The organism is Paenibacillus sp. J5C2022 (assembly GCF_025567625.1).
Classification (GTDB): domain Bacteria; phylum Bacillota; class Bacilli; order Paenibacillales; family Paenibacillaceae; genus Pristimantibacillus.
On the sequence record NZ_JAOQJC010000098.1, the window covers coordinates 1 to 1,696 of the forward strand.

1 protein-coding gene and 1 pseudogene are annotated in these 1,696 nt (G+C 48.5%); both read left to right on the forward strand.

Going from position 1 to position 1,696, the window contains the following annotated elements; all coding sequences use genetic code 11:
- Window positions 1–917: pseudogene (gene tnpC, locus M6D81_RS31415) on the forward strand (IS66 family transposase); the annotation flags it as partial.
- Between the two features lie 93 nt (window positions 918–1,010).
- A partial coding sequence (locus M6D81_RS31420; RefSeq protein ID WP_262681600.1) for a hypothetical protein occupies window positions 1,011–1,696 on the forward strand: 686 nt, incomplete at its 3' end.

Consider the following 1,696-nt stretch of genomic DNA (forward strand, 5'->3'; position numbering starts at 1 on the left):
TCATTGATATCTACAGAGAAACCTTAGAGTGCCGGACCTGTCGGAAAGTGGACAAGCCTCAGATGAAAAAGGCGACGACTCCAGCACCGGTCATCCAGCATTCGATAGCCTCGGCTTCCTCTGTGGCATGGGTCATGTACCAGAAGTTTGTGAATAGCATGCCGCTGTACCGTCAGGAGAAGGAATGGAAGAGCATTGGCCTTGATCTGAGCCGGGCCACCATGGCCAACTGGATGATCGCGACCACGAGAGACTGGCTGAAGCCACTCGTGAATCGACTGCATGAGCTGCTCGTACAAGAGCGATATCTGCATGCCGACGAGACACCCGTGCAGGTGATGAATGAGAAGGGACGGAAGAACACGACCTCCTCCTACATGTGGATCTACAGCAGCGGTCAACATAGTACGCATCCCATAAGGATCTTTGAATACCAGCCAGGACGAGGGGCGAAGTACCCGCAAGCGTTCCTAAAAGGGTTCAAGGGATACTTACATAGCGATGCTTACTCGGGTTATGCGAATCTAGCAGGGACGACATCCTGCCTATGCTGGGCACATCTTCGACGTAAGTTTGTTGAGGCATTGCCACCGGAGGCAAAGAATCCGGAAGGGACTCTTGCCACGGAGGGGGTAGCCTATTGCAACAAGCTTTTTGAGCTGGAGGCACAGCTTGCGTCACTTACCGCTGAAGAACGAAAGGAGCAACGTCTTGTGCAGGAAAAGCCTGTACTCGATGCTTTTTGGACGTGGGTAGAAATGGCCAAAGGTAAGGTACTACCCAAATCCAAGTTGGGCGAAGCGCTGAGGTATGCATGTAACCATAAGCAAGAGTTGTTGAATTACTTACAGGATGGAAACTGTGTGATCTCGAACAATCTAGCTGAGAACAGCATTCGTCCCTTTACAGTAGGACGTAATTATGTGTCCAATATATTTATGTGCTCAGCATAAGCGGGTAAGCTTCAAATTTAGTAGAATAGCAGTGCTAATTTAGAAAGGAGCGCTGTTATGTCAACGATCAACATCAATGAAAGTACACGTCGCGAGCTCAACAAATTCAAGGAGTACATGCAAAAACAGGAGTACACCGATAGGACTGTCACAGGGTATCGTACCTATCTCTCGCGATTTCTGCGGCAGCAGAACGGCCCACTGGAAGTAGGTGCATTAAAAGATGCTGCAGAAGCATTCCTCGAAACAGAAAGAATAAGTCACCCGCGAACCTTCAAACATTGCCGTGCTGCGCTGAATTCGTATTGCAGGATGGTTGCAGGAGATAGCCTGAGGGAGCGTCCAGAAACAAGTGCTGTTCCTGAAATAGCCATCCTGCTTCAACGGTTTCGTGAATATTCGCTTACGATCAAGCACCTCGAAGAAGGCACAGTCTCTTCGGAAATCAATCATGTGAGAGGATTACTGGAGTATACCTTTGAGCACAATCCGCAAAGGTTCGTCAATGGGTTAATGGCGGAGGACATCCGAAGATATCTATTGGAGCGGCTTGCTAAACTCTCAGATTCCTCAAAGGGGCGCATGATCACGTCGATACGCAACTTTTTCCGATGCCAAGCGTTTTATGGTCAACCCGTGCACCCATCAATCCTTCGTTTGCCTCTTTCTCCTGCTGTATGGAAAAAATCCGCTTTTCCAAAAACCATTGACATGGATAAGTTCAATACTCTTCATAACATTCC